Source organism: Paracraurococcus ruber (assembly GCF_004353985.1).
GTDB lineage: Bacteria > Pseudomonadota > Alphaproteobacteria > Acetobacterales > Acetobacteraceae > Paracraurococcus > Paracraurococcus ruber.
Map to the genome: position 1 here is coordinate 1 of NZ_SMOA01000178.1, position 11,897 is coordinate 11,897.

An 11,897-nucleotide genomic window follows, 5' to 3' on the forward strand; every position below is an offset into this window, starting at 1 on the left:
GGCCTGCGCGGGCGACCGGCTGCGCGGGCCGCCCTGCCGTCCGGCGTGCGCGGCGCCGCCGCGCCGCGATCCGCCCTAGCCGGCGCGCAGGAAGGCCGCCGCCCGCTCCCCGATCATCAGCGCCGCCGGCTGGATGTTGGAGGACGGGACCAGCGGCATGACGCTGGCATCGGCGATGCGCAGCCCCTGCACGCCCTTCAGCCGCAGCCGGCTGTCCACCGGCGCCAGCGCATCCTCTCCCATCCGGGCAGTGCCGCAGGGGTGGTACACGGTGCCGCCGTCGCGGCGGATATGGGCCAGGATCTCGTCGTCGCTCCGCTGCGCCGGCCCGGGGGTCAGCTCCTCCTCGATCAGGGCCGCCAGGGGCGACATGGCGGCCAGGCGGCGGCCATACTTCACCGCCTCCACCATCAGGTGCTGGTCGTAGGCGGCTTCCAGGTAGTTGGCGCGGATCACCGGCTTCGCGTCCGGGTCGGGGCTGCGCAGCGTGATCGTGCCGCGGCTCTCGGGCCGGCAGAGGCTGCCGCTGAACATGAAGCCGGGATGCGGGTCGGTGCCCTGGTCGTAGTTCGTGACGGTGAAGTTCACGAATAGGTACTGCATGTCCGGCTCCTCGGCGCCGGGCAGCACGCGGGCGAACAGGTTGGCCTCCGCCGCGCCGATGCTCATCGGCCCGCGCCGGTCGAAGGCGTAGCGCGCCGCCATGCGCAGCTTGCCGAGCGGGCTGCGCATCATCTCGTTCACCGTGCCGCAGGGCTTCACGCGGAAGCGCAGGCGCTGCAGGAAATGGTCCTGCAGGTTGGCGCCCACGCCCGGCGCGTGCAGCCGCGTGCCGATCCCCATCTCCTGCAGATGGGCGCCGTCGCCGATGCCCGAAAGCTGCAGGATGTGCGGCGTGCCGATCGCCCCGGCGCTCAGCACCACCTCCCGCCGCGCCTCCCAGCGCTCCAGCCCCGCCGGGCCGCGCACCAGCGCGCCGGTGCAGCGCATGCCGTCGAACAGCAGGCGCTGGATGGTCCGGTCCGGCATCACCCGCAGGTTCGGCCGCGCCAGGGCGGGCTTGAGGAAGGTGTCGGCCGAATGGCTGCGCTTGCCGCGCCGGATGTTCAGCGGCATGGGCCCGACGCCTTCGTGCCAGGCGCCGTTGAAGTCCTTCACCCGCTTGTGCCCCATGGCCAGCGCGGCGGCGATGAAGGCCTGCGCGCCGGGGGAGGTGTGCCGCGCCTCGGAGGTGTGGATCGGCCCCTCGGTCCCCCGCTCCTCCGAAGGCTCGCCGGCCCAGGTCTCCAGCTTGCGGAAGAAGGGCAGGCAGTCGTCATAGCCCCAGCCGCGGGCGCCGGACTGCGCCCAGCGGTCGTAGTCGCGCGGGCTGCCGCGCAGGAAGACCAGGCCGTTCACCGCGCCGGAGCCGCCGACCACCTTGCCGCGCGGCCAGTGGATGCTGCGGCCGTCGAGCCCGGGCTCGGCTTCGGTATGGAAGCGCCAGTCGTATTTCCCGCTGGCATAGAGCCGGGCGAAGCCGGCGGGGATGCGGATCCAGGGGTCGCGCCAGGCGGCCGGCCCGGCCTCGATCAGCGCCACCTGCATGCCGCTGTCCTCCGACAGCCGCGTGGCGATGATGCAGCCGGCCGAGCCGGCGCCGAGCACGAGGATGTCGGTGCTGTGCACCGCCGCGACCTGGTCGCGCTGCGGCAGCCCTTCGGGCATGCGACGCCTCCTTCCCTTCCCTTGCCCGGCAGGATGGCACGCGGCGCGGATGGAGTCTGCATGGCGTCCCCGGGCACTGGCCGTTGCATTCGCATGCCCGCAGGGGGCTGGCGATCCCGAGGCAAGCGAAGCGAGGGGACAGGGGGCCAGGGGATAGGGGCCAGGGCACAGGGGGAGGGCCTTGGCCCGCCGCGCCGCGGGTGCGCGGCGACGTCGCGCGGCGACGCCGGCGGGACCCCGTGGCGCCGGGCGCCGTCCGGCGCCTTCGCGTCTCCCCGGGCCGCGGCGTCAGTCCGGGCGGATATCGGCGGCGCGGATCAGCCCGCCCCACATGGCCGTCTCCTCCTCCAGCAGCCGCCGCAGCGCGGCGGCGTCGCCAGGGGCGATGACCACGCCGCTTTCGGCCATGCGGGCCTGCAGCGCCGGGTCCCGGGTGGCGGCGGCCAGCGCCGCCTCCAGCCGCGCCAGCACCGGCGCCGGCGTGCCGGACGGCGCGAACAGTCCCTGCCAGAACACCACGTCGAAGCCCGGCAGGGCGGCCGCCACCGGCGGCAGGTCCGGCAGCAGCGCGCTGCGCTCGGCCGAGGAGATGGCGAGGCCGCGCGTGCCCTTGTCCTGCAGGCTCGGCAGCGCTTCCAGCACCGCCTGGAACATCGCCTGGATGCGCCCCGCCCGCAGGTCCAGCAGCGCCGGCGCGCCGCCGCGATAGGGGATGTGCGTCACCTCGATCCCCGCCCGCTGGGCGAACAGCGCCTGCGCCAGGTGGTTCACCGCCCCGGTGCCGCTGCTGCCGAAATTGAGCTTCCCCGGATTGGCCCGGCACCAGGCGATCAGCCCGGCGGTGTCCTGCACCGGCAGGGCGGGATGGACATGCAGCACGAAGGCGGTGCGGAACACCATGCCGACCGGCGCCAGTTCCTTCAGCGGCTCCCGCGGGGTCAGGTTGGGCTGCAGCGCCGGGTTGATCGCCAGGGTGGAGGTGCCCATCAGCACGCTGTAGCCATCCGGCCTCGCCTGGGCGACCGCGGTGGAGGCGACCGAGGTGGCGGCCCCCGCCCGGTTCTCCACCACCATGGGCACGCCCAGTTCGCGGCCCATGCGGTCCGCCACCGCCCGGCTGGTGATGTCGGTCACCCCGCCCGGGGCATAGCCCGAGACGACGGTGATGGCGCGGGCCGGGAAGCCCTCCGGCGCCTGGGCGGCGGCCAGGGCGGGCAGCAGCAGGGGCGGCACCCCCAGCAGGGCGCGGCGGCGGAACATGGCGGTCTCCCGGAAGCGTTTCGGGCAGGCTGGCCGTGCCCCGGCGGGGGATCAAGCCCCGGCAGCCGCAACATGCTTGTCATCGAAGCATCATCGGCCCGTCACCGGCCGCCCGTATAGCCCGCGCCAGAACGGGGGATGCCGATGCTCGAGCTGCAGGGCCTGACGCGGCGCTTCGGGGCCGTGACCGCGGTGGATGCCGTGACGCTGTCCGTGCCGGCCGGCCAGATGGTCGGCGTCATCGGCCGGTCGGGCGCCGGCAAGTCCACGCTGCTGCGGATGATCAACCGGCTGACCGACCCGACCGAAGGCCGGGTGCTGCAGCATGGCCGCGACGTCACCGCCCTGCGCGGGGCGGAGCTGCGGCGCTGGCGCACCGACTGCGCCATGATCTTCCAGCAATTCAACCTCGTCCCCCGGCTCGACGTGCTGACCAATGTCCTGGTCGGGCGGCTGAACCACCTGCCCGGCTGGCGCGCCCTGCTGCGGCTGTGGCCGGAGGCCGACCGGGCCGTGGCCCTCTCGGCGCTCGACCAGTTCGACATGGCCCGGCTGGCGGCGCAGTCGGCCGGCAGCCTGTCGGGCGGGCAGCAGCAGCGCGTGGCGATCGCCCGCGCCCTGGTGCAGGAACCCAGCATCATCCTGGCGGATGAGCCGGTCGCCTCGCTCGACCCGCGCAATGCCCGCCTGGTGATGGATGCGCTGCAGGACATCAACCGGCGCTACGGCATCACCGTGCTGGTGAACATCCATTCGCTCGACCTCGCCCGCGCCTATTGCGGGCGGCTGGTCGGGCTCGCCGCCGGGGGGCTGGTCTTCGACGGGCCGCCCGAGGCGCTGACGGACGCCGCCGCCCGCCAGCTCTATGGGCTGGAAGCGGCCGAGGCGGTCGGCACCGCCGCCCCGCGCGTGCCGGTCATCGCCTGACCCCACCCCTGACGGAGACCCGCACCATGTTCCGCCGCCGCCACCTGCTGGGCGCCGCCGCCGCGCTCGCCGCCACGCCCGCGCCCGCCCAGTCCTGGCGCGGGCAGTTCCCCGAGCTGGTCTTCGCCGTCATCCCGGCGGAGAACGCGCAGGGCGTCATCAACCGCTACACGCCCTTCACCGAACACCTGGCCCGCGTGCTGGGCACGAAGGTGACGCTGCGCGTCGCCAACGACTACGCCGCGGTGGTGGAAGGCCAGCGCGCCGGCAACATCCACATCGCCGCCTACGGGCCTTCCGCCTTCGCCCGCGCCCTGATGACCGGCGCGCAGATCGAGGCCTTCGCGATCGAGGTGAACCAGGACGGCAGCAAGGGCTACTACTCGGTCTTCTACGTCCGCAAGGACAGCCCCTTCCAGAAGATCGAGGACCTGCGCGGAAAGAATCTCGGCCTGGTCGATCCCAACTCCACCTCCGGCAACAACGTGCCGCGTTTCGCGATGAACCGGATGGGGATCAACCCCGAGCAGTTCTTCGGCCGCGTGGTCTATACCGGCAGCCACGAGAATGCGGTGATCGCGCTGCAGCAGGGCACGGTGGACGTCGCCGCCAACTGGTGGAACGACGAGCAGGAGAGCAACCTGCTGCGCATGGCGCGGAAGAACATGGTGAAGGCGGAAGATTTCCGCATCATCTTCCGGTCCGACCAGATCGTGAACTCCCCCATGGCCTATCTGGCGACCCTGCCGGCCGAGCTGAAATCGGCGATCCGCGCCGCGGTGCTGGACCTGCCGCAGCGCGACCCGGCGCTGTTCGAGCGGCTGACCGACGGCAAGCAGCGCCCCTGGGAGCCGACCGACAACGCCGCCTACCAGCCGATCATCGAGCTGAACCGCTTCGTGGACGGCCTGCGCCGCCAGCGGAGCTGAGCGATGCGGGCGGGCGGCGCGCAGCTGATCCGGCTGCCCTCGGACCAGCTCGCGCCGCTCGCCGCGGCCTATGGCCGGGTGCGCGCGGCCGAGAAGCGGCGGATGCTGGTCACCGGCCTCGTCGTGCTCGGCCTGCTGCTGCTCAGCGGCTGGGTGGTGGACGCGGATCCGCTGCTGCTGTGGGAGAAGGGCGGCAACTTCCTCGGCTATTTCGACCGGCTGCTGACGCTGGAAGCCGGCGCCCTGGCCGGCCAGCGGGTCTGGCTGGATCCGGCGGAATGGTTCTGGGGCCTGCCGGACTGGCTGTCCAAGCTCGGCGACACGGTGCTGATCGCCTATGTCGGCACCCTGCTGGGGGCGACCGGCGGCTTCCTGTTCGGCCTGCTGTCGGCCGACAACATCGTGCGCAGCCGGCCGCTGCGCTGGGGCGTGCGGCGCTGCCTGGAATTCTGCCGCACCGTGCCGGAGATCGTCTTCGCGCTGATCTTCGTCATCGCCTTCGGCCTCGGCCCGCTGCCGGGCGTGCTGGCGCTCGCCATCCACACCTTCGGCGCGCTGGGCAAGCAGTTCTCCGAGGTGGTGGAGAACATCGACATGAAGCAGGTTGAGGGGCTGGAGGCGGCGGGCGCCGGCTGGCCGCAGATGGCGCGCTTCGCGGTGGTGCCGCAGGTGCTGCCCGGCTTCCTGTCCTACGCGCTGCTGCGCTTCGAGATCAATGTGCGCGGCGCCGCCGTGCTGGGCTTCGTCGGCGCCGGCGGCATCGGCCAGGACCTGATCGAGGCGATCCGCAAATTCTACTACAACGACGTCTCGGCGCTGCTCGTGCTCATCATCCTGACCGTCGTGCTGATCGACACGCTGACCGGCGAGGTCCGCCGCCGCCTGATCACCGGGGCAACGCCATGACCGCGCCGCGGCCGCAGGCGCTGCGCGCCGATGCGCTGGCCCGGCTGCCGGCGCTGCGCCTCGCGCATCCCGGCGTGTTCCGGGCGGTGACGCCGGGGCGCGTCGGCGTCGTCCTGGCGCTGCTGCTCGGCACGGCGCTGCTCGGCCTCGGCATCTGGCGGCTGGAGATCGAGCCGGCGCGGCTGCTCTCGGGCTTCGGCCAGCTGCTGCATTTCCTGACGCTGATGCTGCCGCCGCAGCCGGACTCCTGGGCGCAGGTCCGCACCGTCCTGCACGGCCTGGCGGAGACGCTGGCCATCGCCTTCCTCGGCACCCTCGTCGCCGCGATCCTCGCCTTCCCGCTCGGCCTGCTGGCGGCGCGCAACACCACGGTGAACGCGGTGGTGCGCTTCCTCTCGCGCCGGGTGCTGGACGGCATCCGCGGCGTCGACGAGCTGATCTGGGCGCTGATCTGGGTGAGCGTCGTCGGGCTCGGCCCCTTCGCCGGCGTGCTCGCCATCATCACCGCCGATATCGGCATCTTCGGCAAGCTGTACTCGGAAGCGATCGAGGCGGCGGACCGGAAGGCGGAGGAAGGCGTCATCGCCTCGGGCGGCAGCCGCCCCGCCCGCATCGGCTTCGGCATCCTGCCGGAAGTGCTGCCGGTGATGGCCGGCCAGGGCCTCTACTGGTTCGAGAGCAATGTCCGCTCCTCCACCATCATCGGCATCGTCGGCGCCGGCGGCATCGGGCTGATCCTGGCGGAGATGATCCGCACGCTGGAATGGCCGGTGGTGTCCTTCATAGTCGCGCTGATCCTGGTGATGGTCGCGGTGATCGACGCCATCTCCGGCCGGCTGCGGCGAAGGCTGATGGGCGTCTGACGGGCGCGTCACGAGGGGGTCCGCCGTCCCCCTCGAACTCCCCCTGCCAGGGGTCAGGCGCCCCCTGGACCGTCCTCAGTCATCGCTGCCCGAGCGGCCCTCGATGGGGCCCTTCGGGCAGCGATGAAACCTGTGCCGGGGCCCGGGGCCTCGCCTGAGGCCCCGGCGGGGAGGGTCCGGGAGGGGCAAGCGGCCCTCCCGCGCCGGCGCCTACCGCCTTGGCGGATCCGGCTGCGCGGTCGCCGGGTCCTCCGGCCAGTTGTGCCTCGGGTAGCGCCCGCGCATGTCCTTGCGCGCATCCAGCCAGCCGCCCTTCCAGAAGCCCGCGAGGTCGCCGGTGACGGCGATGGGCCGGCCGGCCGGCGACAGCAGCGCGACCTGCAGCGGCACGCGCCCATCCGCCAGGCGGGGCAGGGAGGCCAGGCCATACAGGTGCTGCGCGCGCGCCTCCAGCGTCGGCACCTCCCGCGCATAGTCCACCGCGGCGCTGCGGCCGGCCGGCAGCGGGATGCGGGCTGGCAGGGCGGCGTCCAGCCGCTGGCGGCGGTCCCAGGCCAGGGATTGCAGCAGCAGGTCGGGCAGGTTCAGACCCGAAAGCTCCGCCAGCCTCGTCATCCCGTGCAGGTGCGGCGCCAGCCAGTCCTGCACCGTGGCGATCAGGGCGGCCTCCGACAGGTCGGGCCACTCCGCGCCGTCTGTCTTCCGCATCCAGCCCACCCGGGCCTGCGCCTGCCGCGCCGCATCGGTCCAGGGCAGGTCGCGCAGCCCGCGCTCCGCCACCGCCGCGGCCAGCGCGGCGGCGATGGCGGCCGGGTCGGCATGCGGGATCGGCGCGTCCTCCAGCACCAGCGGGCCGAAGCGCAGGCGGCGGCGGGCCTGCACCGCGCCGCTCCGCGCATCGAAGCCAGCGCCTTCCTCGCGCACGAAGCGGTCGGGGAAGCGCGCCTCCAGCGCCGCGCGGTCCAGCGGCGCGGCCATGCGGATGCGCGCCTCCGTCCCCTGCAATTCGAGGTCGGCCACCGCCAGCAGCGGCGACTTGGACAGCGGGTCGGTCGCCGCCAGCCTGGCGCCCTGGCCGCTCGCCAGCCGGAAGGCGCCGGCCATGACGCCGCGCATGGCGGCGATGCGGTCGGGGAAGCCGGCGGCCAGCAGCGCGCCGGGGTCGCCTTCGGGATAGGTGCCGCCATGCACGCCCAGCCGCCGCCGGTGCAGCGCCGCGGCGCGGCGGATGCGCTGGATGGCGGGGCGGTCGGCATTCGGGTGGTCGCCGCCATGCAGCAGGTCCAGCCGCAATCCGATGTCACTGGGCGCCTCGCGGCCCCGGATCGGGTCGCGCTCCTCCAGCAGCGCGGCGAGGTCGGCGGCCATGGCCTTCTCCCCCTCCGTCTCCGCCGCCGCCAGCATCCGCGCCAGCCGGGGATGGGTGCCGAGGCGGGCCATGCGCCGCCCGGTCGGCGTCACCCGCCCGTCGCGGTCCAGCGCATCCAGGTCCCGCAGCAGCGCCCGCGCCGCCGCCATGGCGCCGGCCGGCGGCGGGTCCAGCCAGGCCAGCGCGCCAGGCTCCGCCCCCCAGGCGGACAGGTCCAGGGCGAGGCCCGAAAGCTCCTCCTCCAGGATCGCCGGCCGGTCCTGCGGCGCCAGGCCGCGATGCAGCGCCTCCGACCACAATCGGATGGCGACGCCCGGGGCGGTGCGGCCGGCGCGGCCGGCCCGCTGCTCGGCGGCCGCCTTGCTGATGCGCACGGTGACGAGGCGGGAGAGGCCGGTCGCGGGATCCAGCCGCGGCGCCCGGCGGAAGCCGCCATCCACCACGATCCGCACGCCGGGCACGGTGAGCGAGGTCTCGGCGATGCTGGTCGCCAGCACCACCTTGCGGCGCGGCCCGGGATTGAGCGCCAGGTCCTGCTCGGCCGGCGGCATCTCGCCATGCAGCAGCCGGATATCGGCCTCGATCCCCGACAGGCGCTCGGCGGTGCGGCGGATCTCGCCCCAGCCGGGCAGGAAGGCCAGCACGTCGCCCGCATGCGCCCGCAGCGCGGCGCGGATGGCGCCGGCCATCGCCTCCGGCAGGTCGCGCGGGTCCTGGATGTCGCGCGGCCGGTGCTCCACCGCGACCGGGAAGGCGCGGCCCATGCTCTCGATGGTCGGCGCCGCCGCCTCGCCCCCCAGCAGCCCGGCGAAGGCGCCGCCATCCAGCGTCGCGGACATCGCCAGCAGCCGCAATTCCGGCCGCAGCGCCCGCTGCAGGTCGAGGCAGAGCGCCAGCGCCAGGTCGGTGTCGAGGTTGCGCTCATGCGCCTCGTCGAACAGCACGCCGGCCACGCCCTCCAGCCCCGGGTCGGACTGCAGCCGGCGCACCAGCAGGCCTTCCGTCACCACCTCCACCCGCGTGCGGTCGGACACGGCGCGGTCCAGCCGCGTGGCGAGGCCGATGGTCCCGCCCGGGGCCCCTTCCCCCAGCAGATCCGCCATGCGGCGGGCGGCGGCGCGGGCGGCCACCCGGCGCGGCTCCAGCACCAGCAGCTTGCGGCCTTCGGCCCAGGGCTCCTGCATCAGCACCAGCGGGGCCAGCGTGGTCTTGCCGGCGCCGGGCGGGGCGATCAGCACGGCATTCGGCCCGGCGCGCAGGGCGGCGGTCAGCGCCGGCAGCGCCTCGACGATCGGCAGGTCGGGCACCGGTGGGACGGGCGGCATGGCGCCTGGCATAGGGGCGACGCGGCGAAATGTCACAGGCCGCGGGGCGATGCCGCGGCTCCGGCGGGGACGGCGGGGCGGCCGCAGGGGCCGCCGCGCCGCGGGGTCCTGCCGGCCGCATCATCGCGGCGTGGCGGAGGGGCGGAGGGGCGGGGCGGCGTCGGCCAGCCCGGGCCGGGCGGTGGCGGCGGGCCTGGCGGCGCATGCCCCCCATGCCCGGATGGCGGGATCAGGCCGAGGATCGGATGGGGACGCCGCCGCGACGGGCTGGCCCGGTGGGCGCGGCGGGACGGGCCGGCGACGGGCCCGCGCGCCGCGCCCGCCTCTGCTCCCCTATTCCTCCTCGTCGAGGTCGAGGAGGAAGACGGCGAAATCGTCCGGGTCCTCGCCCGCCGTGCCGTCCTCCTGCGCATCCTTCAGGCCCTCGCGCCAGCGGGCGGCTTCCGCCGCATCGGCGGCGCGGACGGAGAGCGGCGCCTGCCCGTCCCAGACCGGCTGGCCGCCGGATTCGAATTCCTGCAGGTCCGGGCCGATCAGGGAGGTGGCGAGTTCCGTCGCCGCCTCCTGGTCCTCCTCCGCGAAGACGAGGACGGGCCGGCCGCCGACGAGAACGGTGAACAGCGCCATGGCGTGCGGCCCCTGCTCTCGACGGCCGGTCAGCGCCGCCGGGCCGGGCCGGGGGCGGCGGCGGCCGACAGCAGGGTACGGAAAAGATTGCCTCGCATCGGATTTCCCCTGTTGCGACGGCGCCGGCACGACAGAAGGCTCTCACCACGCCGCCCGCCGAAGGTTCGTCACGCGTTTCTAGACCCTTAACGCAATTCGAAAATCGTCGCAAATTTAGATATATGCATGCGTAACGATGGACATGTTCCAGATCCGGTCCTTGGGCGCCGGGCCGAACGGGTCTATTCCTGCCGCCATGCCCCGCCTGCTGCTCGCCGCGCTGCTGCTCCTCGCCTCCGCCTGGGGGGCGGCCTGGGACAACGCCACGCAGGCGGCGGAAAGCGCCGCGGTGCGGTCGCCGCGGGCGACCGCCACGCTGGTCGCCGCCGCCCGCGCCGTCGCCCCCGGGGACGCGGTGGAGCTCGGCCTGCGGCTGCGCCTCGCGCCCGGCTGGCACAGCTACTGGCGCAATCCCGGCGATGCCGGCGCCCCGCCCGAGGTGGCGGTGCTGGCGCCGGCGGGCGCGGCGGCGGACCCCATCCGCTGGCCGGCGCCGAAGCGCATCCCGACCGGGCCGCTGGTCTCCTTCGGGTATGAGGGGGAGGTGCTGCTGCCCTTCCGCCTGGTGCCGCCGGCCGGCCTGGCGCCGGGCGACACCCTGGCGATCGAGGCGGAGGCGACCTGGCTGGTCTGCGCCGAGGTCTGCATCCCGGAGGAGGGGCGGTTCCGCCTGGACCTGCCGGTGGAGGCCGCGGGCCGCCTCGACGGCGCCCTCGCCCCGCTCTTCACCGCGGCGGAGGCGGCGGCGCCCCGCCCCGCCCCCTGGGCGGCACGGGCGGCGCTGGCCGGTGGCGCCGGCAGCCTCACCCTGGCGGGGGAGGGCCTGTCCGCCGCCACGGTGCGCGACGCCACCTTCTTCCCTGCGGAAGGCGGGCTGCTGGACAATGCCGCGCCGCAGCGCCTCTCGCTGGCCGAAGGCCGGCTGACCCTGGCCCTGACCCGGCCGGAGGGGGCGGCGGCCCCGGCGACGCTCGATGGCGTGCTCGCCCTCACCGATGCCGCCGGGGTGCGTGCCGCCTATGCGGTGGCGGCGCCGGTCGGCGGCCCGGTGGAAGGCGCCGGCGACGCGCTGCCGCTGTGGCAGGCGCTGGGCTTCGCCTTCCTCGGCGGGCTGATCCTGAACCTGATGCCCTGCGTCTTCCCCATCCTGGCGATGAAGGCCATGGCGCTGGCGCGGCTGTCGGGCGCCGCCCGGGCGACGGTGCGGGCGCATGCCGCCAGCTACACGGCCGGCGTCCTGGCGGCCTTCCTGGCGCTGGCCGGCCTGCTGATGGCGCTGCGGGCGGCCGGCGCCGCCGCCGGCTGGGGCTTCCAGTTCACCGCCCCGGCCTTCGTCGCGGCGCTGGCCTGGCTGATGCTCGCGGTCGGGCTGAACCTGTCGGGCGTCTATGCCATCCGCGGCCCGGCGGTGGCGGGGACGGGCGGCGGCGGCCATGCCGGCAGCGCCCTGACCGGCGCGCTGGCCGTGCTGGTGGCGACGCCCTGCACCGCGCCCTTCATGGCGGCGGCGGTGGGCACGGCCCTGGCCCTGCCGGCGCCGCAGACCCTGGCGATCTTCGCCGCGCTGGGGCTGGGCCTGGCCGCGCCCTATGCGCTGCTCGGCCTCGCGCCCGGCCTGGCCGGCCTGCTGCCGCGGCCCGGCCCCTGGATGGAGCGGCTGCGGCAGGGCCTCGCCTTCCCGATGTATGGCGCGGCCGCCTGGCTGGCCTGGGTGCTGGCGCAGCAGGCCGGGCCGGACGGGCTGGCGCTGCTGCTGGCCGGCGCCGTGCTGCTGGGCTTTTCCGGGTGGGCGCTGGGCCAGGCGCAGCGCAGCGCCGGCCGCGGCCGGCTGGGCCGGGCGCTGGCGGCCGCGGCGGTGGTCGGCGCGCTCGCGCTGCTGCCGAGC

General features: G+C 74.9%; 9 protein-coding genes. 5 read left to right on the plus strand and 4 right to left on the minus strand.

The genetic code is table 11. The annotated features are described in order from the left end of the window. Positions 1-75 precede the first annotated feature (75 nt). A complete protein-coding gene (locus E2C05_RS22760) occupies positions 76-1,707 on the minus strand; it encodes a GMC family oxidoreductase (RefSeq protein WP_133221941.1) in 1,632 nt (543 codons plus the stop codon). A gap of 288 nt (positions 1,708-1,995) precedes the next feature. Further along, entirely contained in the window at positions 1,996-2,967 is a 972-nt protein-coding gene (locus E2C05_RS22765) for a Bug family tripartite tricarboxylate transporter substrate binding protein (protein WP_133221942.1), read from the minus strand. Between the two features lie 144 nt (positions 2,968-3,111). Here E2C05_RS22765 and phnC point away from each other — a divergent pair, with 144 nt between their 5' ends. From phnC to phnE (E2C05_RS22785), 4 genes are read left to right on the plus strand one after another with little or no spacing between them, the layout of a single operon-like run. Beyond that, positions 3,112-3,894, plus strand: coding sequence for a phosphonate ABC transporter ATP-binding protein (phnC, locus tag E2C05_RS22770; protein ID WP_133221943.1), 783 nt, complete (start codon positions 3,112-3,114; stop codon positions 3,892-3,894). 26 nt (positions 3,895-3,920) lie between these two features. Then, positions 3,921-4,823 carry a phosphonate ABC transporter substrate-binding protein gene (gene phnD, locus E2C05_RS22775; RefSeq protein ID WP_133221944.1) on the plus strand — a complete coding sequence of 301 codons (903 nt, stop codon included), beginning with the start codon at positions 3,921-3,923 and terminating at the stop codon, positions 4,821-4,823. A gap of 3 nt (positions 4,824-4,826) precedes the next feature. After that, entirely contained in the window at positions 4,827-5,729 is a 903-nt protein-coding gene (gene phnE, locus E2C05_RS22780; protein WP_240046837.1) for a phosphonate ABC transporter, permease protein PhnE, read from the plus strand. After that, positions 5,726-6,592, plus strand: coding sequence for a phosphonate ABC transporter, permease protein PhnE (gene phnE, locus E2C05_RS22785; protein WP_133221945.1), 867 nt, complete (start codon positions 5,726-5,728; stop codon positions 6,590-6,592). The genes phnE (E2C05_RS22780) and phnE (E2C05_RS22785) overlap by 4 nt, the downstream gene beginning before the upstream one ends. Positions 6,593-6,802: 210 nt before the next feature. On the opposite strand, the gene hrpB is transcribed toward phnE (E2C05_RS22785), so the two are convergent. Further along, a complete protein-coding gene (gene hrpB, locus E2C05_RS22790) occupies positions 6,803-9,286 on the minus strand; it encodes an ATP-dependent helicase HrpB (RefSeq protein WP_192912508.1) in 2,484 nt (827 codons plus the stop codon). A 333-nt stretch (positions 9,287-9,619) separates the two neighbouring features. Next, positions 9,620-9,913: a hypothetical protein gene (locus tag E2C05_RS22795; RefSeq protein WP_133221947.1), complete on the minus strand. Its 294-nt coding sequence runs from the start codon at positions 9,911-9,913 to the stop codon at positions 9,620-9,622. Between the two features lie 295 nt (positions 9,914-10,208). Here E2C05_RS22795 and E2C05_RS22800 point away from each other — a divergent pair. Then, a partial coding sequence (locus E2C05_RS22800) for a protein-disulfide reductase DsbD domain-containing protein (RefSeq protein WP_240046838.1) occupies positions 10,209-11,897 on the plus strand: 1,689 nt, incomplete at its 3' end.

What these genes read in the sequence shown, in the direction of transcription:
- E2C05_RS22760 (WP_133221941.1), bottom strand. Translation starts at nt 1,707, where the DNA reads ATGCCCGAAGGGCTGCCGCAGCGCGACCAGGTCGCGGCGGTGCACAGC.
- E2C05_RS22765 (WP_133221942.1), bottom strand. Translation starts at nt 2,967, where the DNA reads ATGTTCCGCCGCCGCGCCCTGCTGGGGGTGCCGCCCCTGCTGCTGCCC.
- phnC (WP_133221943.1), top strand. Translation starts at nt 3,112, where the DNA reads ATGCTCGAGCTGCAGGGCCTGACGCGGCGCTTCGGGGCCGTGACCGCG.
- phnD (WP_133221944.1), top strand. Translation starts at nt 3,921, where the DNA reads ATGTTCCGCCGCCGCCACCTGCTGGGCGCCGCCGCCGCGCTCGCCGCC.
- phnE (WP_240046837.1), top strand. Translation starts at nt 4,827, where the DNA reads ATGCGGGCGGGCGGCGCGCAGCTGATCCGGCTGCCCTCGGACCAGCTC.
- phnE (WP_133221945.1), top strand. Translation starts at nt 5,726, where the DNA reads ATGACCGCGCCGCGGCCGCAGGCGCTGCGCGCCGATGCGCTGGCCCGG.
- hrpB (WP_192912508.1), bottom strand. Translation starts at nt 9,286, where the DNA reads ATGCCGCCCGTCCCACCGGTGCCCGACCTGCCGATCGTCGAGGCGCTG.
- E2C05_RS22795 (WP_133221947.1), bottom strand. Translation starts at nt 9,913, where the DNA reads ATGGCGCTGTTCACCGTTCTCGTCGGCGGCCGGCCCGTCCTCGTCTTC.